Origin of the sequence: Shimia sp. Alg240-R146 (genome assembly GCF_947331465.1) — a bacterium.
GTDB lineage: Bacteria > Pseudomonadota > Alphaproteobacteria > Rhodobacterales > Rhodobacteraceae > Shimia.
The window spans coordinates 401,376-425,206 of the sequence record NZ_CAMZOK010000003.1 but is presented as its reverse complement, the minus strand read 5'-3'; the positions used below and the strand labels follow the sequence as shown (position 1 = coordinate 425,206).

22 protein-coding genes are annotated in these 23,831 nt (G+C 58.2%); 5 read left to right on the top strand and 17 right to left on the bottom strand.

The annotated features are described in order from the left end of the window. The first annotated feature begins 12 nt into the window (after window positions 1–12). Entirely contained in the window at window positions 13–1,410 is a 1,398-nt protein-coding gene (locus PG871_RS17625; protein WP_270731731.1) for an FAD-binding oxidoreductase, read from the top strand. A gap of 95 nt (window positions 1,411–1,505) precedes the next feature. On the opposite strand, the gene PG871_RS17620 is transcribed toward PG871_RS17625, so the two are convergent. The 3 genes from PG871_RS17620 to panC all read right to left on the bottom strand — a co-directional run bounded on the left by PG871_RS17620 (window position 1,506) and on the right by panC (window position 3,926). Beyond that, window positions 1,506–2,177, bottom strand: a complete 672-nt coding sequence (locus tag PG871_RS17620; RefSeq protein ID WP_270731728.1) for a hypothetical protein — start codon at window positions 2,175–2,177, stop codon at window positions 1,506–1,508. Between the two features lie 100 nt (window positions 2,178–2,277). Beyond that, complete coding sequence (gene panB, locus PG871_RS17615) at window positions 2,278–3,087, bottom strand: 3-methyl-2-oxobutanoate hydroxymethyltransferase (RefSeq protein WP_270731725.1); 810 nt, start codon at window positions 3,085–3,087, stop codon at window positions 2,278–2,280. Further along, entirely contained in the window at window positions 3,084–3,926 is an 843-nt protein-coding gene (gene panC, locus PG871_RS17610) for a pantoate--beta-alanine ligase (protein WP_270731724.1), read from the bottom strand. The genes panB and panC overlap by 4 nt, the downstream gene beginning before the upstream one ends. A gap of 179 nt (window positions 3,927–4,105) precedes the next feature. On the opposite strand from panC, the gene PG871_RS17605 reads away from it, so the two are divergent. Further along, window positions 4,106–6,613, top strand: coding sequence for a GcvT family protein (locus PG871_RS17605; protein WP_270731722.1), 2,508 nt, complete (start codon window positions 4,106–4,108; stop codon window positions 6,611–6,613). 35 nt (window positions 6,614–6,648) lie between these two features. Here the strand turns inward: PG871_RS17605 and PG871_RS17600 are convergent, their stop codons facing one another. The 8 genes from PG871_RS17600 to PG871_RS17565 all read right to left on the bottom strand — a co-directional run bounded on the left by PG871_RS17600 (window position 6,649) and on the right by PG871_RS17565 (window position 13,104). Next, a complete protein-coding gene (locus tag PG871_RS17600) occupies window positions 6,649–7,437 on the bottom strand; it encodes a hypothetical protein (protein ID WP_270731721.1) in 789 nt (262 codons plus the stop codon). Between the two features lie 485 nt (window positions 7,438–7,922). Then, window positions 7,923–8,321: a hypothetical protein gene (locus PG871_RS17595; protein ID WP_270731718.1), complete on the bottom strand. Its 399-nt coding sequence runs from the start codon at window positions 8,319–8,321 to the stop codon at window positions 7,923–7,925. A 57-nt stretch (window positions 8,322–8,378) separates the two neighbouring features. Further along, entirely contained in the window at window positions 8,379–8,717 is a 339-nt protein-coding gene (locus PG871_RS17590) for a carboxymuconolactone decarboxylase family protein (RefSeq protein ID WP_270731716.1), read from the bottom strand. A gap of 114 nt (window positions 8,718–8,831) precedes the next feature. Further along, complete coding sequence (locus PG871_RS17585) at window positions 8,832–9,491, bottom strand: DUF938 domain-containing protein (RefSeq protein WP_270731715.1); 660 nt, start codon at window positions 9,489–9,491, stop codon at window positions 8,832–8,834. After that, window positions 9,491–10,567, bottom strand: coding sequence for an NAD(P)/FAD-dependent oxidoreductase (locus PG871_RS17580; RefSeq protein WP_270731714.1), 1,077 nt, complete (start codon window positions 10,565–10,567; stop codon window positions 9,491–9,493). The genes PG871_RS17585 and PG871_RS17580 overlap by 1 nt, the downstream gene beginning before the upstream one ends. After that, on the bottom strand, window positions 10,564–11,502 hold the full coding sequence (locus PG871_RS17575) for an aldo/keto reductase (RefSeq protein ID WP_270731712.1): 939 nt from the start codon (window positions 11,500–11,502) through the stop codon (window positions 10,564–10,566). The genes PG871_RS17580 and PG871_RS17575 overlap by 4 nt, the downstream gene beginning before the upstream one ends. Before the next feature lie 128 nt (window positions 11,503–11,630). After that, window positions 11,631–12,212 carry a VOC family protein gene (locus tag PG871_RS17570; RefSeq protein WP_270731710.1) on the bottom strand — a complete coding sequence of 194 codons (582 nt, stop codon included), beginning with the start codon at window positions 12,210–12,212 and terminating at the stop codon, window positions 11,631–11,633. Window positions 12,213–12,423: 211 nt separating this feature from the next. Further along, window positions 12,424–13,104 carry a DUF1295 domain-containing protein gene (locus tag PG871_RS17565; RefSeq protein ID WP_270731708.1) on the bottom strand — a complete coding sequence of 227 codons (681 nt, stop codon included), beginning with the start codon at window positions 13,102–13,104 and terminating at the stop codon, window positions 12,424–12,426. Between the two features lie 98 nt (window positions 13,105–13,202). Here PG871_RS17565 and PG871_RS17560 point away from each other — a divergent pair, with 98 nt between their 5' ends. Then, window positions 13,203–13,703 carry a TetR/AcrR family transcriptional regulator gene (locus PG871_RS17560; RefSeq protein ID WP_270731706.1) on the top strand — a complete coding sequence of 167 codons (501 nt, stop codon included), beginning with the start codon at window positions 13,203–13,205 and terminating at the stop codon, window positions 13,701–13,703. 4 nt (window positions 13,704–13,707) lie between these two features. On the opposite strand, the gene PG871_RS17555 is transcribed toward PG871_RS17560, so the two are convergent. Next, window positions 13,708–14,079 (bottom strand): hypothetical protein, encoded by a 372-nt coding sequence (locus PG871_RS17555; protein ID WP_270731704.1) that lies wholly within the window; start codon window positions 14,077–14,079, stop codon window positions 13,708–13,710. Between the two features lie 132 nt (window positions 14,080–14,211). Here PG871_RS17555 and PG871_RS17550 point away from each other — a divergent pair, with 132 nt between their 5' ends. Then, the gene (locus PG871_RS17550; protein ID WP_270731702.1) at window positions 14,212–14,631 is read left to right on the top strand and encodes a hypothetical protein; all 420 of its coding nucleotides are present in this window, start codon (window positions 14,212–14,214) and stop codon (window positions 14,629–14,631) included. A 76-nt stretch (window positions 14,632–14,707) separates the two neighbouring features. On the opposite strand, the gene PG871_RS17545 is transcribed toward PG871_RS17550, so the two are convergent. Genes PG871_RS17545 through PG871_RS17525 form a run of 5 tightly spaced genes read right to left on the bottom strand, consistent with a single transcriptional unit; the run spans window position 14,708 to window position 19,769 of the window. Next, window positions 14,708–15,787, bottom strand: a complete 1,080-nt coding sequence (locus PG871_RS17545; RefSeq protein ID WP_270731698.1) for a BMP family ABC transporter substrate-binding protein — start codon at window positions 15,785–15,787, stop codon at window positions 14,708–14,710. A gap of 43 nt (window positions 15,788–15,830) precedes the next feature. Then, entirely contained in the window at window positions 15,831–16,751 is a 921-nt protein-coding gene (locus PG871_RS17540) for an ABC transporter permease (protein WP_270731697.1), read from the bottom strand. Next, window positions 16,751–17,149, bottom strand: coding sequence for a hypothetical protein (locus PG871_RS17535; RefSeq protein ID WP_270731696.1), 399 nt, complete (start codon window positions 17,147–17,149; stop codon window positions 16,751–16,753). The genes PG871_RS17540 and PG871_RS17535 overlap by 1 nt, the downstream gene beginning before the upstream one ends. Beyond that, window positions 17,146–18,225 carry an ABC transporter permease gene (locus PG871_RS17530; RefSeq protein WP_270731695.1) on the bottom strand — a complete coding sequence of 360 codons (1,080 nt, stop codon included), beginning with the start codon at window positions 18,223–18,225 and terminating at the stop codon, window positions 17,146–17,148. Before PG871_RS17530 ends, PG871_RS17535 begins: the two co-directional genes overlap by 4 nt. After that, window positions 18,222–19,769: an ABC transporter ATP-binding protein gene (locus PG871_RS17525; protein ID WP_270732733.1), complete on the bottom strand. Its 1,548-nt coding sequence runs from the start codon at window positions 19,767–19,769 to the stop codon at window positions 18,222–18,224. The genes PG871_RS17530 and PG871_RS17525 overlap by 4 nt, the downstream gene beginning before the upstream one ends. Window positions 19,770–20,285: 516 nt before the next feature. On the opposite strand from PG871_RS17525, the gene dnaE reads away from it, so the two are divergent. Continuing rightward, a complete protein-coding gene (gene dnaE / locus PG871_RS17520; RefSeq protein ID WP_270731693.1) occupies window positions 20,286–23,807 on the top strand; it encodes a DNA polymerase III subunit alpha in 3,522 nt (1,173 codons plus the stop codon). Window positions 23,808–23,831: the final 24 nt, after the last annotated feature.

Sequence of the window (23,831 nt, the reverse complement as noted above, 5' to 3'; positions counted from 1 at the left end):
GGGAGGTCGGTCATGGGGGCTGCAGGGAATTTGCCGCGGAACGAAGAAGGCATCACTGCCGCTTTGGGCGTGTTGAAACAACAGTTTGGCGAGGCCTTTCAAACCGGCCAGTCGATCCGCGAACAACATGGGCACACGACCACCTGGATTGAGACACAGGCGCCGGATGCGGTGGTCTTTGCCAAGTCGACCGAAGAGGTCGCCTCGATTGTGAAAGTCTGCGCTACTCACAAGGTGCCGGTGATTGCCTATGGCACGGGCACGTCGCTGGAGGGGCATGTGAATGCGCCCGCTGGCGGGATTTGCATCGACTTGACCGAGATGAACGCCATCAAAGAAGTGCACGCCGAGGATCTGGATTGTGTGATCCAGCCCGGTGTGACGCGCGAGCAGTTGAACACCCATCTGCGCGATCAGGGGCTGTTTTTCCCGATTGATCCGGGTGCCAATGCGTCGTTGGGCGGTATGGCCGCGACGCGGGCCAGCGGCACAAATGCGGTGCGCTATGGCACGATGAAAGACAACGTTCTGGCGCTTGAAGTGGTGCTTCCCAGCGGTGAGGTGATCCGCACCGGCACACGGGCCAAGAAATCAAGCGCGGGCTATGATTTGACCCGCCTGCTGATTGGGGCAGAGGGCACGCTTGGGGTGATCACCGAGATCACATTGAAGCTGCAGGGTATTCCAGAGGCGATGTCGTCGGCGCGTTGTTCGTTTGAAACCATCGATGCGGCCTGTCAGGCGGTGATGATGACAATCCAATACGGCATTCCAGTGGCGCGGATTGAATTGCTGGACACGCTGGCGGTGCAGGCGGCCAATGCCTATTCCAAATTGGATTTGCCTGAGGAACATTTGTTGCTGCTGGAATTCCACGGATCGGAGACTGGCGTGGCAGAACAGGCGGAAATGTTTGGATCGATTGCCGAGGAATTTGGCGGCAGCGGGTTTGAATGGACCACCAAGGCGGAGGATCGCAACAAGCTGTGGCAGGCGCGCCACGACATGTATTGGGCGGCTTTGGCGTTGCGCCCCGGTGCGAAGGGCATTTCCACCGATGTTTGCGTGCCGATTTCGCGGTTGGCGGAATGCGTGACGGCGGCGAAAGACAAGGCCGACGAGCTGGGGTTGATCTCGACCGTGGTGGGCCACGTCGGAGACGGCAATTTCCATATGCTGCCGCTTGTGGATATGGACAACGCCGAGGAAGTGGCGAACGCGCAAAGCTATGTCAGTTGGCTCAATGAATTGGCGATTTCCATGGGTGGCACCTGTACGGGCGAGCATGGCATCGGGCAGGGCAAGAAGCCTTATCTGCGCAAGGAGCTTGGCGGCGCTGTGGACGTGATGGCGGCGGTGAAGGCAGCGATCGACCCGGATGGGATCATGAACCCGGGCAAGATTTTTTGAATGGCGCAGCCGGCACAGAACACAAAAACGCCGACTTGCCCTGCACTCGTTGATTTTTGAGTGGAAAACCCGTGCGTTCCAGCGCGGGTCTCCCACTAGTTTCGGGTTGCGAGGTAGGCTGTGCATTCTTCGGCGGTCAACTCCGTCGAGAGTGTTGTGTTTGTAAAGAAGTAAACGGCCCGACTTGCTTTGAGACCGGCACGAAAATACCCTTCCAAGTCTTCGCAAAGCTCCTGACTGCTTTCGACCTCGGTTGAGAATTCCCAATCCAGATGTTCCTGCATTAGGTCGTCGGCTTCGTAGTCTACCTTCGTGTGGGTGATCAGAACCTTGTTTTCGAGGAACATGCGGGTCAGGACGTTTTCTTCGTCGATACGTTGTGGGAGTTGCTTGTTGAGCTCATGGATCTCTAGCTTGAGCACAAACAAAGGCGTGTAGGTTTTGGGGAAGAAGAGCGTGCACCCGACATAGGATGTGTAGGCTAGGTTCAGGCTCATGATGACAATGGCCGTCCAACCCCAACCACCGGGCGTCCTGTTGTTGTATGCGGATTTAACAACGGCGCGCAGCAGGGCCGCAATCCAGACTACATTGAATGCGATGAGGACGTTATGCGCCAGCTCGACCCATTCAAAGCCGGTTTCTGCCGATGTTAGATAGAGGTAATTTATGTAACGATAGAGAGCTGTAAAGGCGAAGCCGGTGAGCACAAAGCCCAGCCAGTAGACTTTTGCCACAGAGCTTTCGCCGTTCAGAAATCCACGCATGTTCTTTCCCTGCCTCGATTTTTTGAGACACTAGATGAAAGGCGCGGATTTCAAAACACTTTTTACGTGTGTGCTGAAGGTTACGCAGGGGTACGCGTATTTAGCGATACACCTCATCCTCGCCCGGGAAAGAGCGGTCCTTGACGTCTTTGGCGTATTGATCCACCGCGCGTTCGATGGCGGGGCCGAGGTCGCCGTAGACTTTGACAAACTTCGGAGTCCATTCGTTCAGACCGAGCATGTCTTCGAGCACCAGAATTTGACCGTCGCAATCAGCTGAGGCGCCGATTCCGATGGTCGGGATGGCGACCTGTTTGGTGATTTTGGCGGCGAGCGGCTCGACCATGCCCTCAAGCACGATAGCAAAAGCGCCGGCCTCGGATACGGCTTGCGCGTCCTCTTCGTGGATCGCCCATGTGTCCTCGTCGCGGCCCTGTGTTTTGAAGCCGCCCATGACGTGGCTGGATTGTGGGGTGAGGCCGATGTGGGCCATCACAGGAATGCCGCGCTCGGTCAGGAAGCGGATGGTTTCCGCCATGCGTTTGCCGCCTTCGAGTTTCACCGCGCCGCAGCCGGTTTCTTTCATGATTTTGGCGGCATTGCGGAAGGCCACGGCAGGGCTTTCCTCGTAGGTGCCAAAGGGCATGTCCACGACCACAAGCGCTTTCTTGGTGCCGCGCACAACGGCCTTGCCGTGCATGATCATCAGATCAAGCGGCACGCCAACGGTGCTTTCCATACCGTGCATCACCATGCCGAGGCTGTCACCCACAAGGATGAAATCCGCATATTTGTCGACGATGGCTGCGGTGTGCGCGTGATAGGAAGTCAGCGAGACAATCGGTTCGCCACCTTTGCGGTTGGCGATTTGCGGGACCGTGGTACGGCGAATGGGGGTCTGTGTGCTCATGGTGTGACAACCCTTTGGTCAATCAAGAGAATGTCGCCAAATGCGACGGAGATCATGATGGCGGTGGGGCCCTGGAGGGGCCCGTCGATGGCATTCAGCGTTTCGGCCTCGACAATGTCCAGCCCTTTGAGAGAAGCGCGCGGCTCTGTGCTGATGGTGTCTGAGATCAACCCGTGCAGATCGTCCACCGTTGCGCCGGAAGCTGCGGTCTCGGCGGCGGTCAAGGCGCGGGAAATCACAGACGCCGCAGCGCGGTCTTGAGGAGAGAGGCGCACGTTGCGCGACGACATGGCGAGGCCGTCGGCCTCGCGCACCGTTGGGGCGCCGATGATTGTGAGCGGCATGTGCAGGTCCGCAACCATGCGTTTGATGATCTGCAGCTGCTGGTAGTCTTTTTCGCCAAACGCGGCGACATCAGGCGTCACGATGTTGAAGAGCCGCGTCACAACAGTGGCCACGCCGCGAAAGTGGCCGGGACGCACGAGGCCATGCAGCATGTTGGCCATGCGGGTGGTTTCGACGATGGTTTCATCACCCGCCGGATACATGGTTTCGACGTCTGGCATAAAGACCAGCGCGACGCCGGCGTCCTTTAGCATCGCCAGATCGCGGGCCTCATTGCGGGGATAGGCGTCAAGATCGCTGGCGTCGCCAAATTGGCTGGGGTTCACGAAGATCGACACAACTACGGCGTCGGCATTGTCTTGCGCTGTGGCCACAAGGCGCATGTGGCCTTCATGCAGGAACCCCATAGTGGGCACCATGCCGATGATCTGGCCTTTGGCGCGCACATCCGCGATGGCGGCGCGACAGTCTGCTACAGAGCGGCAAATCAGCATTCTCGCCTGTCTCCCTGAAAGTTGGTTTCGGGGTCTACCGTCCACGCCGCGATGCAGCAAGGCTTTTTGCCGCAACGTGGCGTCGCAATTGCGATATCAAGCGTCGGCTGGACCCTGCGATTTTGCGCCAGTTCGATAGAGTTGCGCCAAAGACCAGTTTGCAGGGAGTCGCCGGAGCGATGAAAACCAATGTAAAAGCCCTTGTTGTCGGTGGCGGTGCCGTTGGCACGTCGATTGCCTATCACCTTGCCAAGGCGGGCTGGGACGATGTGATGTTGATCGAGCGCGACGAGTTGACGTCCGGTTCGACGTGGCATGCGGCGGGGTTGCTGCCGCTCTTTAACATGTCTTATGCGACAACCCACATTCACCAGTACTCCGTCGATTTCTACAAACAGTTGGAAGAAGAGACCGGATTGAATGCGGGCTTTGCTGTGGTGGGCAACCTGCGTATGGCGCAGACGCAAGAGCGGATGGACGAGTATATGCTCTATGCCTCGACCGCCGAGACCTGTGGCGTGGCCTATGAATGGTTGTCGCCGGATGACATCAAGACGCGCTGGCCGCTGATTGAGACCGGTGATCTGAAGGGTGCGATTTATCACACCGAGGATGGCTACATTAACCCCGCCGACGTGACACAGGCGATGGCCAAAGGCGCGCGCCAGCGGGGCGTGATGATCGAGCGCAAGTGGCAGGCGGACGGGTTCCATTGGAACGGCGATGCTTGGGAAGTGACCCTGACCAAGATGGTCGAAAAGGGCGGCAACCTGATCGCGAGCGATGAGCAGGTTGTGGTGACCGCCGAGCATGTTGTGACCGCATCCGGCAACCACGCGCAGCGCACGGCGAAGATGTTGGGCATCAAGATGCCGGCGATTCCTGTCGAGCACACATTTATTGTCATGGATCAGGACCCTGAGTTGGTGAAATGGCGCGAGGCGGGCAATCCGGAGCATCCTGTGGTGCGCGATGCCGACAATGAATCCTATGCCCGCGAAGAGCGTGGCGGTTGGATTTTGGGGATCTACGAGAAAGGTGCGCCTGCACGGTTTGAACATGGTGTGCCGGACAGTTTCCGGGCTGATCTGTTCCCGCTCGATCTGGACCGGATTGCGGATCAGTATATGGCGATGGCCGAACGTGTTCCGTCTTGTGCCGACAGCGGTCTGAAAGACGATTTCAACGGCCCGATCTGTTACACGCCCGATGGCAACCCGTTGGTCGGCCCTGCGCCGGGCTTGCGGAACATGTGGCTGGCGGAGGGGTTCTCGTTTGGCATCACGGCTGCTGGTGGCACGGGCTACTACCTCGCGCAGATGATGGTCGATGGCGAGGCCGAGATCGACATGGCGAGCCTTGATCCAAAGCGGTATTCGCAGAACTGGATGACCACCGAGTTTGCAGCACGCAAAAACGAAGAGTGCTATGAGCACGTTTATATTCTGCACCACCCTGATGAGGAGCGCCCTGCGGCACGGCCGTTGCGGACAGCGCCGGCGTTTGATCGCCAAAAGGCAAAGGGTGCGCAGTTTGGGTGGGTGAACGGCTGGGAGCGTCCGAACTATTACGGGCCGCTGGATGCACCCGACAATTTTGACCATGACGCGCGCAGCTTCCGCCGTGGCGGCTGGTGGCAGCACGCCGTTGATGAGGCCAAAGCGATCCGTGAAGGTGTTGGTCTGATTGATGCGACGGCGTTCACCAAACATGTGGTCAAAGGACCCGGTGCGACGGCGTTCCTGGATTGGTTCACCTGCAACAAGTTGCCGAAGATCGGGCGCATCAATTTGACTTATGCGCTGACCAGCCATGGCACCACGCGCACGGAATACACCATCGTGCGCAATGGCGAGAACAACTATTACCTCGTGTCGGCGGGCGCTTGGACGGAATATGACGCAGATTACCTGCGCAAAGCGGCCGAAGATAAGATGGAAGAATTCGGCTATATCGAAATTCAGGACGTGACCACGCAGTGGGGCGTGTTTGCGATTGCCGGCCCCAAAACCCGTGATGTGTTGAACAAGGTGATCAAGGATGCTGATCCCGCGACAGCGCTGACCAACAAGCGGTTCCCGTGGTTGTCGGCGCGTCAGATCGAGTTGGGCATGTGTCCTGTGAATGCGATCCGTGTGGCCTATACCGGTGAGCTGGGCTGGGAGTTGCACCACCCGATCGAGATGCAGAACTATCTGTGGGATTTGTTGGTGGAAGCCGGTGCTGAATTCGACATGAAACTGGTGGGCGCGCGGGCGCAGAACTGGTTGCGGCAGGAAAAGAGCTATCGTGCGTTTGGCAACGAGCTTGGCCGCGATGCGACCCCAGCCGAAGCAGACTTGCCACGCTTTATCGATCTGTCCAAAGAGTTTCACGGCAAAGCCGAGATGGAAGCCAAAGGCATCCGCAGCAAATGCGTGACCGTGTTGATTGATGGGCCAGACGATGCCGATCCGTGGGGCCGTGAGGTTCTATATGCGGAGGATGGATCGCGCGTGGGGCGTTTGACTTCGGGCGGCTATTCGGTGGCGTTCGAGAAATCCATCGGCATGGGCTATGTGCGGCCTGATCTGGCGGTGGAAGGCACCAAGTTGAAGGTCAAGATGCAGGACAAGCTGTGGGAGGCCACGGTGACCTGTGACAGCCCATATGATCCGAAGAACGAGACCATTCGCCAAAACGGGTGAATTGGGGACCCCTGCCTAAGTGGCAGGGGCACTTCTCATTTTTGGGACAATGCGCGTGCAAACGCGCGATCATCATAGGGCACACCGCGAGTTGTAAAGCTATACGTATTGTTTTGGGTAAGAATGGGTTTGAAAATCCGCACCTTCACAAAGCACGGTTGAAAACCATCGCACTGGACCGACGAAGCGTTCGTAAATTTCACTGAAACGTCTGATTTGACTCCCTTGACGGGGACTTTGACGCCTCCTCCGGTTATGTTTCCAGATGCCAATTTGCTCTCGTTTGCGAGCATGCTCTGGTAAACGACAACGTAATATACGTCGTTTGTGGGGTCGTCATCTTTGTGTGATGCTATGGCGCTGTCCAACGCCCATTCGTCCCTTGCGGTATCCGGGTCTGCATTAATGTAGTTGTTCATGGCAGTCACGGTTTTGTCCAACTCCATAATTTTGAAGTTGCTGTACTCGATGCTCGTGGATTTTGTGGATTCAGTTTCTAGCTCCAATACTTGCGCGTCAGAAATTGCGAAATTCGCGCCTGATACGAACCCTTTGACCTGTGAAGCTACGGTTTTGCCTTCGGGGTAATTACGAATATAGACGTTTGGCGGCTTGGTTCCGTCGGTGATCTGCGGAAACAGCGCGGCTCTCGAGGCTGGCCTTGATCCCGGAACCCACTCATAGACGCGTCCAAGTGGATCTCTTGATGCATTCTGAATTCCTATGTCGGCCGTGGCATTTTGCAAAGAAATTGTCGCTTGCTTGCCGCACGCCGACACCGTGAATGCGAGTGCTAAGCTTAAAATTGTTTTGCATAATTTCATTGGTTCCCCCCCCAGGGGCTGCTGGTTTGATAATGAAACAACCTTAAGGGGCGGCGGGGGTTTTTTGCAAGTTGCGCGTTGACCTTGGTATTTTGGAAGACCGGCGCGCCTCGATGCGTTCCAGAAACCCCTTTTTTAGCTGTTTGTGACAAAGTAAGGTCGCCCCATCTGGATAGTCTCGATCAGACGTTGCCACTCAATTCTTGAGGGTGTTCTCAACTTTGATTGGGGTTTGGAAACTCCTCTAAACGGCAATTTTCGGGTCACTTATTCATTTCGGGTTTAGCCTTTAGAATTCTGTCTTCCGCGACGGGTTTCCAGGTCCGCTATAGGTGATGGCGGAGCACGCGCAGGTTTTGCCATAACCCAGTGGTTATCGGCTGCAGGCGATTAGCTATTTGCTCCGGCCAAGGTCGGGCAACCCGTTATCTGTGGTCCGAGTAGTTCGAAATTTTTTTGCTGTAAGGCAAGAGTACTTCGCCAGATCAGTATTCGCCTTTGGCAATCAACCCGTCTCCGTTTTTGTCCACCGAATTAAACCAGCCCAGCAATGCGGCATCCATCTCGGAACGGGTGACCATGCCGTCAAGATTTGTATCGATATGCTGGCGGCTCATACCGCCGACCGAGCGCAAGAGGAAAGAGGACTGCGATTGTTCGGCCGCCTCGGCGCGGGCCTTATCAAAAGCGGTGTATTCGGTGGTGTTGAGAGCGCCGTCGCCATCCGCGTCAAAGGTTTCAAAGATGCGGGTGCGCAGGTCTTGAATGTCGCCCAAGGTGATGGTTCCGTCGGCGCCAAAGCTCCATTGGGACAGGTCTTCGGCCAGAACGGGGCCGGCCAAAGCGCCAGCGACGAGGCAGCTGGACAAAATAGATCGAAGCATGAGGAGGTCCAATTTTTCTAAATGTTAGACCAACCTTATGCGTCATGATGGGGCTTGTCAGCCCACAGATAGCTCCTCAAAGCACTCTTGTGCCTTGGCCGCATACATCATCGAAGGGCCGCCACCCATCTGGATGGTCATGGCCAATACGTCGCCGATCTCTTCTTTGGTGGCGCCTGCTTTCACGAGTGTTTCGCAGTGCAGCACGATGCAGGCTTCGCAGCGCATGGCCACAGCGATCCCAAGGGCGATGAATTCTTTGGTTTTGAAGTCCAGAACGCCGCCTTCCTTGACCGATTTTCCAAGGGCGCCAAAGGCGCGGGTGGTATCGGGGATGGCTTTGTTCAGGCCACGCAATTGTCCGCGGGTGTCGTTCAGTTTGTCGCTCCAGCTCATGTCGGGCTCCTTGATGTCTGTGGTTTGTGTGTTTCGTATTCTATTTGGCGAATATGAAATTGACCCAGATCATATCAAGGCGGGAAAACCGCAAAAAAGCTGGAGAATTTGCGGTTATGAGGGTTTTTGCCAGATAAGCGCGAGGTTGTTGGCGGGCATTTCGCGGGGCGTGCGTGGGATCAGTCCCGCGGCTTTGCCCCACCCCAGCACAGTTGCATCGGACTTGTAACCGATCTCCGGATCCTGAGCGCGAAGGCTGTCGTCAAAGGATTTGTCGCCCTCGCTGATCAGCGCTTCGCCGCGCTTGAACGGGCCGTAGATCATAAGGATACCATCGGGTGCCAAGGCCTGTGCAGCTTCGGTGACAAGGGTTTGGGCTTCGGAGGCGCTGACCAAGTGCAGCAAGTTGGACAGGGTGATCAGGTTTTTGCCTGCATGGCGCCCGCCCCAGCCTGCGGCGGTGGCATCAAGCGGGATCGGCGTCGCCACGTTTGGCAGATCGGCCTCCGCCAGATGGGCCATGATGCTGGCGCGGCGCGAGGCGTCGATTTCGGTGGGTTGCCAGTTGAGACCAGGCAGGACAGCAGCGAAATGAACGACGTGCTGGCCGGTGCCGCTGGCAATCTCGAGCGCATGACCCGTCGGAGGCGCGATTTCGGTCAGCAAGTTTGCGATGGCGTCGACGTTGCGCGCTGCAGAGGGGGCGAAGAGTTTGCCACCCTCGCCCGGCGTGGCGACCGAGGCGCTGTCGGGAAGGTTGAGGCGGCGGGGCATCAGGCGAACCTTTGTGGGTTAAGCGCGTCGCGGGTTGCTTGGTCGAGTTCAGAGGCGCGACCCGCGACCTGATCGGCGACGAATTGGCTGGCGGCGGGTGCTGATTGGAAGCCGTATCCGCCCTGACCGGCCACCCAGAAGAACGATGGGTCGTCCGTGGCGGGGCCAAGCACAAGGTTGCGATCCGGCGAGAAGGTGCGCAAGCCAGCCCAGCTGCTGGTGAGTTGGGTGACTTCTTCGGTGACAAATTCCTGATAACGGGCAATGCCTTCGGCCAGAACCATGTCATCGGGCCAAGCATCAAAAGGTTGCATCGGGTCTTCTTCGGCGGGGGAGACCAGCAGGCTTCCGGCGTCGGGTTTGGCATACCACGTTTCGTTGATGTCGAGGATCATTGGCCAGCCAGAGACGTCGTGACCGCCAGGCGCAGGGATGCGCGCCATGGAGCGGCGCATGGGCGTGAAGCCTAGTGGGGCGATACCCGCCATCTCGGCAATGGGGTCGGCCCAAGCGCCAGCCGCATTGAACAGCATTTTTGCGCTGTGGGTTTCGCCGTTTGCCGTGACCTGCCAGCCGTGTGGCGTGCGGGTGATTGCGGTGACGTCCTGTCCGGTTTTTACGGTGCCGCCGATGTCGCGGACAGTCTTGGCAAATGTCTGGATCATGCGGTCGGTGTCGATGTCGAAGGCCGCGTCGTGGTAGGCGGCCTGACCGACGGTGTCCAGGTTCAGGATCGGGACTTTGGCGAGCGCGGTGTCCATGTCGATCGGGTCCACATGGAAGTCATCGCAGGCCTTGGCAAAGGCGTCCTGCTGGCCGTGACCGGCGATAAACATCAGGCCGCGCGGGCCTAGGAAACCGCCGTGGGCGTGGTGGAAAAAGTCGCTGCTGGCTTTGGACAGGGCGACTGTGCTGGCAAGGCCGTAGTTGCTTTCATAAAGCGCGGCGGACCGACCTGAAGCATGATAGCCAAGCGCGGTTTCGCGTTCCAATAGCAAGGTTTGTCCCAGCTCGGAAAGACGGGCTGCGGCGGAGGTGCCGGCGATGCCGCCTCCGATGACGATGAAGTCGGTCATGCTTCTTCCAGACGGTCTGTGGCCGGGGGCGGCGTGGGCGTGAGGGCGGTGAGGCGGTTGTAGAGCGTGTCGTCCATATCAAAGGACAGCGCGTCAAGAGAAGGCGCGAGTTGTGCGGCACTGCGTGCCGACAGGATCGGGCAGGGCTGGCTGGTGTGACGCGCGGCCCACGCGACCGCCAAAGTGGCGGGATGCATGCCCAATTCGGACGCAATATCAAAGAGTTGCGTGGCCGCATTGTGCATCCAGTCAAGCCCGTAGCGCGCCGCGTATCGGTCATCGGTGGCGAGGCGTCCGCTCGGTGCTTGGGCGGCGTATTTGCCAGTCAGCAGCCCGCCGCCAAGCGGCGAATAGGTCGCGGGCAAGATGTCGAGATCAGCGCACATAGGCAGGATTTCGACCTCGGCCTGGCGCTTCACCAGATTGTACATCGGTTGCAGGACATCGATGGTCAGATCGCGTTTTTCGGCCAGCCAAGACGCTTTGACCACTTGCCACGCGGCGAAGTTGGACAGGCCAACATGCGAAATTTTGCCCTCGCTTTTCAAAGCAGCGAAACAGTCGAGCGTTGCGTTGAGGTCGGTGTTGGGATCAAAGCGGTGAAGATAGAGGATATCCACGTGATCCATGCCCAGCCGCTTGCGGGAGATGTCAAATTGCGCCCGTAGGTTTTCGGTGCCAGCACCGCCCGTGTAGCCCGCCTTGGTGGCAATCACGAGGCCGTCGCGATGGGGGGCAATCATGCCGCCGAGAATTTCTTCACTTTGGCCGTCTGTATAACCGTGTGCGGTGTCGAAATGGGTGATGCCAGCGGCGAGGCAGGCCTCAAACATCTCTTGCGAGGCGCGGGCGTCGGCGGTGCCGCCGAACTGCATGCAACCAAAGGCAAAGTGGCGGGCGGGGGTGCCGTTGGGGCTGGAAATCTGCTGTGTCATGGCGGTGACGTTGCCACGGTTCAACGAGCGGGGAAAGGGGCTTTGGAGCGCTGTGCCAAAAGGCCCCTTCAGGTCAGCTAAACTCGGGGTGGAATACCCCAACGCTCACCTTCTCTCTGTTGGGTGGCCTAATAGGGATTGGCCGGTCCGCGCGTGGTGGACAGGGAGTCTTGGCGGGATTGCACCAGATGCTCGATGGCGTCGGCAAGGTGGGATTCTTGGATATTGTAGTCTCCCGCAGCGACACGCAGGCGGTGGGCGTGGATCATCACGTCGGCGTGTGAGCAGCCAAAAGGGGGCTCAAATTTGTAGCATGCGAGTTCGATCAGAAGGCCCATCGGGTCGGTGAAATAGAGCGAGTCCATAAAGCCGCGGTCTTTGGTGCCGGAATGGCTGATGCCTCTTTCATCAAGCTTTGCAACGGCTTGCAGGAAACTAGCGCGGCTGAGGTTGAAGGCGAGATGATGCACGCAGCCCGGATCGGTTGGGGTGCGGCGTGGGTCGGGTTGGCGGGTTTCATTTGTGAAGATGGTGATCAGACGGCCGTCGCCGGGATCGAAGTAAAGGTGACCTTCATTGGGGTCGTCGAGGTTGGGTTGGTCAAAGATAAAGGGCATGCCCAAAAGGCCTTCCCAGAAGTCGATGGAGGTTTGGCGGTCCGCCCCTGTGAGGGTGATGTGGTGCACGCCTTGGGCCTGAATTTTGCGCATGGGCTTTCTCCTGTTTGGGAAAGTGTAGCGCGCGGGCCCTGCCTTGCGAATGGGATTTGCACACGCAGTCAATGTGCGTCAGCGCTCAGAGCGAGGTAAGGCGATGGCATCGCGAGATTTTACACCGCGGTACCGCGGCTGCTTTACGTCGGTATTGCGTCGGTGTGCATTTTTGCAAAAGCGCAAGGGCGTGGTGCCTCGTAGGGGTGTCTTAGTAGAGGTATGGCACGAATTTTGCGGTGCGGGCGGCGTAGGCCTTGAAGGTGTCGCCGTAGCGTTGCGCAAGATAGGTGTCCAAACCGGGGATGTGGAAGAAGACAAACCCGGCAGTGATGAACAGCGGGATGGGGGCGGCGAGCCATGAGGCGGTGAGCAGCGCCCAGCCGGAAAAGAGCACTGTGTCGCCAAAATAGTTAATGTGCATCGAATGGGCAAAGAGGCCTTGAGTGTAACACTGACCTTTGTGGGCGGCGTGTTTTTTCCATCGGTGCCGCTGCATTTCGGAGCCGGTGTTCAGGTAGGAGCCAACGAGGATCATGGCGATGGCCAGCGCGTCGAGCGGGCCGAGCGGCGTGGCGGTTCCAGAGAGGGCGCCCGCACCAAGAAGCAGGAAGCCAATTTCAAACAGAGCCATGAAAGCGGCGAGGCCCAGCGCTTCGGAAAAGGCGACGTTTCGTTTGAGCAGCACAAACAGCGTGATCAGATGACGGACAAAGTAGAGCGCGGCGGCGGCAAACAGCAATGCTGCGCGGGTGGCGTCGGGCCACGGCAGGGCAAAGGCGAGATATGCGCAGACGGCGAGGATGGCAGCGTGCAGGGCCGCGAAGGTGAGTTTTGGCGCGATGGACGGCGCGTGGCTGCGGTCAACGCCGCCATTGGGTGCAGTGGACATGGGTGCCTTCTTTGTGGACCAAGTGGACGATAAAAATCGTCCTAGACTGAGTCGGGGAGATGTGTCAAAGGTTTTCGACCAGTTGGACGGAAACGAAAATGCCCAAGATTGTGGATCACGAGGCGCATCGGCGCACGTTGGCGGAGAAGGCGGCAGGCGTGTTTTCGGCCAAGGGGTATGGCGCCGTGGGCATGCGGGAGATGGCCGCGGAGCTGGGGGTGAGCAAGAGTGCGCTCTATCACTATTTCCCCACCAAACAGGCGCTGTTTCTCGCGGCGACCGAGGCGATGATGGCGCGGGAACCGGAGGTGCGCTTGTCGGAAGAGGGCAGCGAGGCCGACCGGTTGCGAGCGCTGGCCGTGGCGATGAAGGCGGATTTTGGCGCGGAAATGGCGCTGGTGTTTGACTATCTGCGAGGCAAGTCGTGTGAGGCCGTGCGCGAGGATGCGGCGATGGGCGTGGCACTTGAGACCTATGAAGGCATGGTTGCCGAAATCGTTGGCGAGGCGCGGGCACAAGACGTGTTGGTCCGGCTGATGGGCGCGCTGTTACTGGATGCTCTAAGCGGCGGCGCAATGGCGGCGGAGGACAGGGTCTAGCCGGTCAGCGCACGCGATAGGACGAAGATTTGCATAACACCGGATAAGTGAGTTCCAGTTTTTGCTGGTTTGGCAAAGACGTTCCGAAACATCCGACGAAAAGCGGGTCCGGGTTTACGTTTTTTGTGGTGTCGCCATTCGGGTGAGGATCTCCGTTGCGCATCTCTGATGTGCTGACGTCGACCGGCCGCCCGTCCCAGACATATTCGCGCACCTGTCCTGATTGGATGTGGATGAACACGGATACGGCGGTGCGGCTATTGTCTTTCCACACGCCTTGCCAGTGGCCGTTGAAGGGCCTCGCGTCTTGTGCAGACGCCATCGAGCAAAAGAAAGCCAGTGCAGGAAGAATGAGGAAAAAACGCGCCGCGGACATGAGCCCCTATCCTGTTTTGATGCTGAAATGCTGAAATGCTAGCAGGGTTTTGTCCGACGGCGGCAAAAAGGTTTGTTTGCCACAGGGAAGCGGCCCGATTTCTTAAGGCATGAGACCCGTCAGGGTTGTCGGGTGGGTTTTGGCAGGCTACTGATTCAATACGTAATTATTGATTTAGGTGATGATATGAAAAGCATTCGAAGGACTATTGGTGCCGCTGTTATTGGGGCGGTTGCGATGGCATCAGGGGCCATTGCCGGGACACTTGGTCAGCAGGCAGTTCTGACAACGTTGCAATCTGGAAAACTCGAATTTGACGCCGGCTCGGTTGCGAGTTTTGGCGGGGGTGGGGACGCTGGTGGCAGCTTCACGTTCAACCACGGAAGCTCACGCGAGAAAGGCACGTATAGCGTGGCAGAAAACGGGGTTGTGACCTGCTACAAAAAGAACGGCAAACCCTATTATTCTTTTGTTGTCGAGGACGAGAATGGCGTGAAGTCCTTCCGCTACGTGAGTGGCCGCAATAAGGGGAAGAGTTTCTCCTTTAAGTAACTCACCAGAAAAGCAACCGCCAAAGAAAAAGGCCCGCCGTTTGGCGGGCCTTTCGTGTCTCTCGGATCGCTTAAGATCAGTTCGGGATCTGAGCGGTCAGACCTTCGAGGTAGAAGTTCATGCCTGCCAGACCGTCGTCACCGAAGTCAGGTGCAGTTTCGCCTTCGGCCAACCATGCGGAGCCGTCCTGCTTGTTCAGCGGGCCGGTGAACGCGTGGTAGGAACCGTCGGCCAGTGCCGCAACCATTTCCATTGCGGAGGCTTTCACGTCGGCTGGAACAGCGTCAGAGATTTCACCGATGCCAACCATGCCAGCGCCGATACCGTCCCATGTGGAGACCGATTCCCATGTGCCGTCCATGACAGCTTGGGTACGGGCCACGTAGTAAGGCGCCCAGTCATCGATGATGGAGGACACGCGAGGGAATGGAGCATATTCGCCCATGTCAGACGCCTGACCAAATGTCACAACGTTGCCAGCGGCCTGAGCGGCGGCTTGTGGTGCGGTGGAGTCGGTGTGCTGCAGGATCACGTCGGCGCCTTGCTCGATCAGAGCTTTGGCTGCGTCAGCTTCTTTGGCCGGATCAAACCATGTGTAGGCCCAGATGATCGAGAACTCGACGTCGGGGTTCACTTTCTTGGCGTGGATATACGCGGAGTTGATGCCACGGATAACTTCGGGGATCGGGAAAGACGCGATGTAGCCAATTTTGTTGGTCTTGGTCATGTGACCGGCAATGTGACCCTGAACGGCGCGACCTTCGTAGAAACGTGCGGAGTAAACGGACACGTTGTCAGCTTGCTTGTAGCCGGTCGCGTGCTCGAACTTCACGTTCGGGAATTTTTTGGCAACGTTGATAGTTGGATCCATGTAGCCAAAAGAGGTGGTGAAGATCAGGTCAGCACCTTGCAGGGCCATCTGAGTGATCACGCGCTCGGCGTCGGCACCTTCTGGAACGCTTTCAACAAAGGTGGTTTCAACCTTGTCGCCAAAGGCAGCTTCGACAGCCTGACGGCCTTTGTCGTGCTCATAGGTCCAGCCGCCGTCGCCCACTGGGCCAACGTAGACAAAGCCCACTTTGGTGGTGTCGGCCATGGCGGTGGTCGCCAGACCCAGCGCCACTGCGGCGCTTGTGAACAGTTTGGTCAGTTTCATATCGGGAAGTCCCCCTGTTAGTGGCAGTTTTTTAGTTGGTGCCTCATTGCGAAGCGTGGAATGTGCGGCCAAGCGCGGCGGGTGCACCGCTTTTGTCGGCCGACATGATAACCAGAACGAGGATGGTTATCAGATACGGTGACATTGCCAAGTATTCGACCGGTATGGCAATGCCTGCCGCCTGCAAATTAAGCTGCAAGACGTTGATACCGCCAAAAAGATAGGCGCCAAGCAGGACACGCCAGGGTTTCCAGCTGGCGAAGACAACCAAAGCGAGGGCGATCCAGCCGATTCCCGCGGTCATGCCTTCGGTCCATTGCGGCACGCGAATGAGGCTGATGTAGGCGCCACCAAGACCCGCGCAGGCACCGCCGAACATGATGGCGAGCACGCGGACCCGGATCACGTTGTAGCCAAGCGCGTGTGCGGCGTCGTGGCTTTCGCCCACCGCGCGTAGGATCAGACCGGCGCGGGATTTTTTGAGGAACCAATAGACGGCTGCCGTCAGCGCGATGCCGAAATAAAGCACGGGGTCGTGGCTGAAGAAGATCGGGCCGAGCACGGGGATGTCAGACAGGATGGGCAAGTCAAGTTTTGCCATAGCGGGTGGTTTGACGCCCACGTAAGAGCGCCCCATGAGGGCGGAGAGGCCAAGGCCGAAGAGGGTCAGGGCGAGGCCGGATGCGACTTGGTTTGCCAGCGCAAATTGGGTCAGGAAGGCAAAGAGCAACGAGAGCACCGCGCCGCCGAGCATGGCGGCCAAAAGGCCGAGCATGGGCGAAGTGGTTTCCACCGAGATTGCAAAGCCGCAGATGGCGCCGGTGATCATCAGACCTTCGACACCAAGGTTTAGAACGCCGGAGCGTTCCACTACAAGCTCACCGATCGCGGCGAGGAGAAGCGGGGTGGCTGCGACCATCAAGGAAGCGATCAGCAGGACAGGGTTGATTGCGGAAAGGTCCATTAGAAGGCTCCTCCGAAGAAATTTGTGTAAAAGGCGCGGGCTGTTGCCCCAATCATACCGAGAGTGAAGCCGATCTTGGAGAGCTCGGCGACCAGCTTTTTCTGGGATTTTTCATTAGCTCGATGGCTTTCACAAAGCGCCGCGTTTTCGGAGTTGGAAGTCTCCTCGCGTTTGCGTTTCTCAGTCCAGCGACGCAGGAATAAACCGAGAAATCCCGCGGGGATGGCCGACAGTCCAAAAAAAATCGCAAGACAAACGAGCAAGAGTAACGCGTTGAAGCTGCTTGCTCCAAGAAAGAGCCACGTCCAGAACCACCCCACCAAGAGCCAAAAGCAATACGAGCCGCCGCAGACAAGGATGTCCCTTGGACTGAATTTCACTTCCTGCGCGAGCATCACGCCGCCCCCCTCTTCTTAAGCACAACGCGGTAGTTGGTCAGGAGGTCCAGAGCCAGCAGGAAGAACAGGAGCATACCCTGAAAAACCTGAATGGCGGCGGAGGGCAGGCCGAGGTTGCCTTGGGCCAAGTCGCCGCCAACGTACGTCAGCGCCATCAGCAGAGCTGCGAGCAGGATGCCGACGGGGTGCAGGCGGCCTAAGAAGGCGACGATGATGGCGGTGAAGCCGTAGCCTGAGGCGAAGTCGATGTTGATCTGGCCGGAGGGGCCGGAGACTTCAAAGAGACCCGCCATGCCAGCCAGCGCGCCAGACGTGCCGAGGCAGAACAGGATCAGGCGGGTGGGGTTCACGCCTGCGAAACGGGCGGCGTGGGGCGAGTCCCCCGTCAGGCGGATGTTGAAGCCGAGGATGTGGCGGTTGAGCAGCACATAGGCAAAGATCACGGCGATAAAGGCAAATGCCATGCCCCAGTGCAGGCCTGCGGCCTCGTTGATCCAGCTGTTGGCCGCCGGGTAGTCGGAGAAGTTGCGCGAACCGGGGAAGCCCATGCCCTCGGGGTTTCTGAGCAGCCCCAGCGACATGGAAGCAAGGAATTGTTCCGCCACATAGACCAGCATCAGCGAAACAAGGATTTCGTTGGTGCCAAACCGCACTTTGAGAAAGGCGGGGATCATCGCCCAGACCCAGCCGCCAAATGCGCCTGCGAGGATCATGAGCGGGAGAACCAGACGGCTTTCGGTGGGATAAAACGCGAGGCCCACACCAGCACCGACGATGGCGCCCATGATGTATTGGCCTTCGGCACCAATGTTCCAGATACCGGCCTTGAAACCAAGTGACAGGCCAATGGCGATCAGGATCAGCGGCGCGGCTTTGACCAGAAGCTGGGGGCGGTAGTAGAAGGCGAATTCGCCAAAGACCGGATCCCAGAAGATGGTGCGGATTGCCTCAAACGGGTTTTCGCCGAGCACCGCAAAGAGCAGGCCGCCAGCGATCATTGTGATCAAGACGGCGATCAACGGGGTCGCGAGAGACAGGGCGCGGGACGGTGTGGGGCGTTTCTGAAGCGCGATCATGCGCTTGCTCCTTCTTGTTCCTGGTCTCCGACGCTGGCGACTTCCATGCCATGTGCGCCGCCCATCATCAGGCCGATCTCGTCAACCGTCAGGCCAGCAGCGGGGCGGATGTCTGAGAGGCGGCCTTCGTTCAACGCGCCAAAGCGGTCAGAGATTTCCATAAGTTCGTCAAGGTCTTGGCTGATCACCACGATCGCGGCACCTTCGGCGGCAAGATCAAGCAGGGACTGGCGGATGGCAGCCGCAGCGGCGGCATCCACGCCCCAAGTGGGTTGGTTGACCACCAGAACTTCGGGACGTTGCAGCACTTCGCGACCGATCACGAATTTCTGCAGATTGCCGCCCGAGAGCGCTCGCGCCGCCACATGGGTTCCGGGAGTGCGGACGTCGAAACGTTCGATGATGGATTTGGCGAAATCGTTGGCAGCGGTCCAGTTCACGAAGCCGCGGTTGGTGAGACCTTCGCGGATGGATCCGGTCAACAGCGCGTTCTCTGTTAGGCTCATGTCAGGCGCGGCGGCATGGCCAAGACGCTCTTCGGGGGCGCAGAGGATGCCGCGTTCGCGACGGGCGTTGGGGCCGAGGTTGGCCACATCCTGACCTTTGACTTTGACCGCGTCCGGCCATGTCAGAGATTCACCCGACAGGGCGGCGAGCAATTCGTCCTGACCATTGCCGGCAACGCCGCCAATGCCAAGGATTTCGCCGGCGCGCACGGTGAAATGCACGTTTTTGAGCGTGGTGCCAAAAGGGTTGGTCGGCTCAAGCGTCAGGCCGGAAACGTCCAGCACCACGTCGCCGGTTTGCTCGGTGGTGCGGGTCGGTGTTTGCAGCGTGTCGCCGACCATCATTTCCGCCATATCGCGGGCTGAGGTTTCGGCGGGAATGCATTCTCCGACGTTTTTGCCCAGACGCAGGATTGTGGCGTGATCGCAGAGTTTGCGGATCTCTTCGAGCTTGTGAGAAATATACAGGATCGAGGTGCCTTCATCGCGCAGCTTGTTGAGCGTTTTGAAGAGGATTTCGACCTCTTGCGGTGTCAGAACCGAGGTTGGCTCGTCCATGATCAAGAGCTTGGGATCTTGCAGCAGGCAGCGAATGATTTCGACGCGTTGGCGCTCACCAGCGGACAGATCACCGACGGTGCGGTTTGGATCAAGCGGCAGGCCGTAGGTTTCGGACACGCGGCGGATCTGGCGGGCGAGGTCACGCATCGGCGGCGGATTTTCCATGCCGAGCGCGACGTTTTCAGAAACCTTGAGGGCGTCAAATAACGAGAAGTGTTGAAACACCATAGCCACGCCAGACGCGCGGGCGGTTTTGGGATCTGAGGGCGTGAAAGGAGTGCCCTGCCACAACATTTGGCCGCTGTCAGGTTTCACGAGGCCGTAGATCATTTTGACCAAGGTGGATTTGCCGGCGCCGTTTTCGCCCAAAAGCGCGTGGACTTCGGAGGGGCCAATGTCAAAGGAGACGTCGTCGTTGGCGACCACGCCCGGATAGGCTTTGGTCAGTCCCTTGATCGACAAGAGCGGTGTGGTCATGTGGTCCCCCTGCGTGCCGCGAATGTGGCGGCGTTGGTTGCTCTCTGGCATGAACTGCCGCTTCTTTGAGCGCATTCACCCTAGGGAGCGTCATGGCGTTCCTGCAAGATAAACTTGGCGAAGGAAAGGGGGGCAGTGCAAATGGGGCGCAAGGTTGTCGGTGTGCCGAGGTATGCAAAACAAGGGGTTAAGCAGATGCGGTTGTGGATAATTATCAATGAAGTGTTGAAAGTCTTGCAGGGTTTAGCGGTGACGTTGTGCATAATTTTTGGGCGGATGGTGTTGGTGCTGGCAAATCCCTGGCGTTTCCTTTTGTTGCAGAAGTTACGACAGGGTGGTCCTGAACTGATTCACCTTAACCGGAGCAACAGGTGCGGCAGTTGGGGTGGGCGCTTACCCCCTTTGTGACTTCGGCGCATTCACCCCAAGGCATTTTGGCGAACAAAAAGTCCGGTTGCCGCGCTTTGCGGTGAATGGGGCGTTTCCTCGTCGCGTGGGCTGCGATAGCTTGGGCCCATGAGCAGCCAAGCCCGATTCATTCATCTCCGCGTTCACACCGAATATTCCCTTTTGGAAGGGGCTGTTCGGACCAAGAAATTGCCCGGCATGTGTGCCGAAATGGGCATGCCTGCGGTGGCGATCACCGACACAAACAGCCTGTTTGCCGCGTTGGAGTTCTCGGTTGGCGCGCAGGGTGCGGGGATTCAGCCGATTGTGGGCTGTCAGGTGTCTGTGAAGATGCCACATGACGACCCGTCAGGGCGCACGGCAGCGCCCACGCCCGCGCCGGTGGTTTTGTTGAGCCAACGGGAAGAAGGCTATGAGAACCTGATGAAGCTGAGTTCTTGTCTTTATGTGGACAAGGATGGGGGTGAGTTGCCGCAGGTCACAATCGAGCAGCTTGAGGCGCATAGCGCGGGATTGATTTGTCTAACCGGCGGGCCTGAGGGACCGGTTGGGCGCCTGTTGCAGCTGGGGCAGCGTCCCGCGGCCGAAGAGATGATGGCGGGTTTCAAAGCCATTTATGGCGACCGGCTTTATGTCGAGATGCAGCGGCACCCCGGCGAGGCGGGGCAGCCAGAAGCCGAGCGGCTGACAGAGCGCGGGTTTGTCGAGATGGCCTATGCGATGGATATCCCGTTGGTGGCCACTAACGACGTCTACTTTCCCAAAACGGAGATGTATGAGGCGCATGACGCGCTGATCTGTATTTCCGAAGGCGCTTATGTTGATCAGCAAGATGGGCGGCGCAGGTTGACGGCGCAGCACTATTTCAAGTCACCCGAAGAGATGGTCACGCTGTTTGCCGATTTGCCGGAAGCGATTGAGAATACAGTCGAGATTGCAAAACGCTGTGCATTTGCCACGTATCGCCGTGACCCGATCCTGCCGAAATTTGCCGATGATGAAGTTGCTGAATTGCGCCGGATTGCCAACGAGGGCCTGCAGGCGCGTTTGGCGGTGATCCCGCATGCGGTGAGCATTGAAGCCTATCAGGAACGGCTTGATTTCGAGCTGGATATTATCGAAGGCATGGGGTTTCCCGGCTACTTTCTGATCGTTGCGGACTTTATCCAATGGGGCAAGGATCAAGATATTCCGGTGGGGCCGGGGCGGGGCTCGGGTGCGGGGTCGCTGGTGGCCTATGCGCTGACGATCACCGACCTTGACCCACTGCGGTACAACTTGCTGTTTGAGCGGTTTTTGAATCCTGAACGTGTGTCGATGCCGGACTTTGACATCGACTTTTGCATGGATCGCCGCGAAGAAGTGATCCGCTATGTGCAGGAGAAATACGGGCGCGACAAAGTCGGGCAAATCATTACGTTTGGTGCGCTTTTGTCCAAAGCGGCTGTGCGTGACATCGGGCGGGTTTTGCAGATGCCTTATGGGCAGGTGGACCGGCTGAGTAAGCTGATCCCTGTTGAGGGCGTGAAGCCGATGTCGATTGCGGATTCCTTGAAGGAAGAGCCACGGTTGCGCGAGGAAGCCCGCAACGAGGAAGTTGTCGACCGGCTTCTCAAATACGGGATGCAGGTGGAGGGTTTGCTGCGCAACGCGTCGACCCACGCGGCGGGGGTGGTGATTGGTGACCGTCCGCTGGATGCGTTGGTGCCACTTTATCAGGATCCGCGCTCGGATATGCCGGCGACCCAATTCAACATGAAATGGGTAGAGCAGGCCGGGCTGGTGAAGTTCGACTTCTTGGGTCTGAAAACGCTGACGGTTATTCAGAACGCGATTGAGCAGATCCACAGCACCGGACGGCCGTTGCACGTGGCCGCCGATGGCACGGAGTTGTATCAGCCCGCCGACGGGGCCGAGAACCAGATCAACGCCATTCCGCTGGATGATGATCCGACCTACAAGCTGTATTCCAGCGCAAAGACGGTCGCGGTGTTTCAGGTGGAATCCACGGGTATGATGGATGCGCTTAAGCGCATGAAGCCCAACTGTATCGAAGATATTGTTGCGCTCGTGGCGCTTTACCGTCCGGGCCCGATGGAGAACATTCCAACCTATTGCGAGGTCAAAAACGGGCTGCGTGAAATCGAGTCCGTGCACCCTCTGATCGATCATATTCTTGAGGAAACTCAGGGTATCATCGTTTATCAGGAACAGGTGATGCAGATCGCGCAGGTCATGGCGGGTTACTCGCTTGGCGGGGCGGATTTGTTGCGACGTGCGATGGGTAAGAAGATTAAAGAGGCGATGGACGCCGAGCGTCCGAAATTTGAAAAAGGCGCGGCAGAAAACGGCGTTCCGGCCAAGAAAGCCAGCGAAGTTTTTGACCTTCTGGAGAAGTTCGCCAACTACGGCTTCAACAAATCGCACGCGGCGGCCTATGCGGTGGTCAGCTATCAGACGGCGTGGCTCAAGGCGAACCATCCGGTCGAATTCATGGCCGGTGTGATGAACTGCGATATCCATCTGACGGACAAGTTGGCGGTCTATTTCGAAGAGGTCAAAAAGGCGCTAAAGCTGCCCTATGTGCCGCCTTGCGTGAACCGCTCGGATGCGACCTTCAAAGTGGTCGACGGGGCGTTGGTTTATGCGCTGGGCGCGTTGAAAAACGTCGGCATCGAAGCGATGAAGCTGGTGACCGAGGGCCGTAAAACCGACGGAGGCGAAAAGCCGTTTGCAACGCTGTTTGATTTTGCGCGGCGGGTGGATTTGAAGAAAGTCGGCAAGCGACCATTGGAGATGCTGGCGCGATCCGGCGCGTTTGATCAGCTGGACAACAACCGGCGGCGCGTGATGGAAAGCCTTGACGGGTTGGTGAACTATTCGGCGGCGATCCACGAGCAAAAGGGCAGCGATCAGGTGTCGTTGTTTGGCGAGGCGGGGGACGATCTGCCCGAGCCGCGTCTGTCGCCTGCGGGGGATTGGTTGCCAGCGGAAAAACTGGATGAAGAGGCCAAAGCGATTGGCTTTTTCCTGTCCGGACATCCGTTGGAAGACTATATGCCCGCGTTGAAACGCAAGCAGGTTTTGACGTTGGATGAATTGACCGACAAGGCGCGGGGCGGGGCGTGTGTGGCCAAGCTCGCCGGGCGTGTTTCGGGGCGACAGGAGCGTAAGTCAGCGCGCGGAAACCGGTTTGCCTTTGCGCAATTGTCGGACCCGACGGGGGCTTACGAGGTCACGATCTTTTCGGACACTCTTGAGAAGTGCCGCGAGTTTCTGGAGACCGGCTCAAAGGTTGTTGTGACGGTGAAGGCCGAGATGGAGAGCGACCAGCTCAAACTGCTCGCGCAGTCGATGACGCCAGTGGACACGATTGTTGCCGATGCGGGCAATTCGGGGCTTAAGATCTATCTGGATGACCATACCGCGGTGATGCCGGTGGCAAACATTCTGCAAGGCGCGAGGGAAGCGAACCCCAAGGCGCCCAAGGGGCCGGTGGTGTTTTGTCTGAACAACATGGAACTGCCTGGAGAAGTTGAAATTGATACGGGTGCAGGCTTTCCTGTGACACCGCAGATCAAAGGCGCGTTGAAAGGCATCGATGGCGTTATGGCGGTCGAGGAGTTCTGACGAAATCTTCTCGCCCTTTCGGGT

What these genes read in the sequence shown, in the direction of transcription:
- PG871_RS17580 (WP_270731714.1), bottom strand. Translation starts at nt 10,567, where the DNA reads ATGACCGACTTCATCGTCATCGGAGGCGGCATCGCCGGCACCTCCGCC.
- PG871_RS17585 (WP_270731715.1), bottom strand. Translation starts at nt 9,491, where the DNA reads ATGCCCCGCCGCCTCAACCTTCCCGACAGCGCCTCGGTCGCCACGCCG.
- PG871_RS17625 (WP_270731731.1), top strand. Translation starts at nt 13, where the DNA reads ATGGGGGCTGCAGGGAATTTGCCGCGGAACGAAGAAGGCATCACTGCC.
- PG871_RS17575 (WP_270731712.1), bottom strand. Translation starts at nt 11,502, where the DNA reads ATGACACAGCAGATTTCCAGCCCCAACGGCACCCCCGCCCGCCACTTT.
- PG871_RS17570 (WP_270731710.1), bottom strand. Translation starts at nt 12,212, where the DNA reads ATGCGCAAAATTCAGGCCCAAGGCGTGCACCACATCACCCTCACAGGG.
- PG871_RS17605 (WP_270731722.1), top strand. Translation starts at nt 4,106, where the DNA reads ATGAAAACCAATGTAAAAGCCCTTGTTGTCGGTGGCGGTGCCGTTGGC.
- PG871_RS17525 (WP_270732733.1), bottom strand. Translation starts at nt 19,769, where the DNA reads ATGACCACACCGCTCTTGTCGATCAAGGGACTGACCAAAGCCTATCCG.
- panC (WP_270731724.1), bottom strand. Translation starts at nt 3,926, where the DNA reads ATGCTGATTTGCCGCTCTGTAGCAGACTGTCGCGCCGCCATCGCGGAT.
- PG871_RS17530 (WP_270731695.1), bottom strand. Translation starts at nt 18,225, where the DNA reads ATGATCGCGCTTCAGAAACGCCCCACACCGTCCCGCGCCCTGTCTCTC.
- PG871_RS17545 (WP_270731698.1), bottom strand. Translation starts at nt 15,787, where the DNA reads ATGAAACTGACCAAACTGTTCACAAGCGCCGCAGTGGCGCTGGGTCTG.
- dnaE (WP_270731693.1), top strand. Translation starts at nt 20,286, where the DNA reads ATGAGCAGCCAAGCCCGATTCATTCATCTCCGCGTTCACACCGAATAT.
- PG871_RS17590 (WP_270731716.1), bottom strand. Translation starts at nt 8,717, where the DNA reads ATGAGCTGGAGCGACAAACTGAACGACACCCGCGGACAATTGCGTGGC.
- PG871_RS17565 (WP_270731708.1), bottom strand. Translation starts at nt 13,104, where the DNA reads ATGTCCACTGCACCCAATGGCGGCGTTGACCGCAGCCACGCGCCGTCC.
- PG871_RS17555 (WP_270731704.1), bottom strand. Translation starts at nt 14,079, where the DNA reads ATGTCCGCGGCGCGTTTTTTCCTCATTCTTCCTGCACTGGCTTTCTTT.
- PG871_RS17600 (WP_270731721.1), bottom strand. Translation starts at nt 7,437, where the DNA reads ATGAAATTATGCAAAACAATTTTAAGCTTAGCACTCGCATTCACGGTG.
- PG871_RS17620 (WP_270731728.1), bottom strand. Translation starts at nt 2,177, where the DNA reads ATGCGTGGATTTCTGAACGGCGAAAGCTCTGTGGCAAAAGTCTACTGG.
- panB (WP_270731725.1), bottom strand. Translation starts at nt 3,087, where the DNA reads ATGAGCACACAGACCCCCATTCGCCGTACCACGGTCCCGCAAATCGCC.
- PG871_RS17560 (WP_270731706.1), top strand. Translation starts at nt 13,203, where the DNA reads ATGCCCAAGATTGTGGATCACGAGGCGCATCGGCGCACGTTGGCGGAG.
- PG871_RS17540 (WP_270731697.1), bottom strand. Translation starts at nt 16,751, where the DNA reads ATGGACCTTTCCGCAATCAACCCTGTCCTGCTGATCGCTTCCTTGATG.
- PG871_RS17595 (WP_270731718.1), bottom strand. Translation starts at nt 8,321, where the DNA reads ATGCTTCGATCTATTTTGTCCAGCTGCCTCGTCGCTGGCGCTTTGGCC.